Below are 417 nucleotides of genomic sequence, written 5' to 3'. Positions count from 1 at the left end.
GCAGCGCTGGTCCCGAAGTCCAGGAGGCGGTTCTGCTCCGCCTCGAGCCAGCCAGGGTCACCAGGTCGCATGGGCTGATCCTGTCAGGTGGGGCTCACCAGGTCGCCGCGTCGAGGAGGGTACGAACCTCCTCGTCGGTGGTCGGCGAGAAGTCACGGTAGAAGTTCCCGACGGCCCCGAACGCCCATGGCATCTCGTGACAGATCAGTTCGTCCGCGGTGAGGTCGTCGGCCGTGATGTCGGCCGGCGCGACCGGGCTGACCACGACGACGTGGACAGCGCCCTGGTCGCGCGCGACCAGGCATGCGGCATGGGCCGTCGACCCGGTGGCGATGCCGTCGTCGACGATCACGGCGACCCGGCCCCGCAGCGACACCCTCGGCCGGCCGCGGCGGAGCGACCCGACCCTGGCCTCGA

1 pseudogene is annotated in these 417 nt (G+C 71.2%); it reads right to left on the bottom strand.

Annotated elements, in window-relative coordinates:
* Nucleotides 1-94: 94 nt before the first annotated feature.
* Nucleotides 95-417: pseudogene (locus ACOADB_RS10670) on the bottom strand (phosphoribosyltransferase); the annotation flags it as partial.

This window comes from Nocardioides sp. CPCC 206348, assembly GCF_048654705.1.
Taxonomy (GTDB): Bacteria; Actinomycetota; Actinomycetes; order Propionibacteriales; family Nocardioidaceae; genus Nocardioides.
This window is presented reverse-complemented; position numbering and strand designations above follow the sequence as displayed.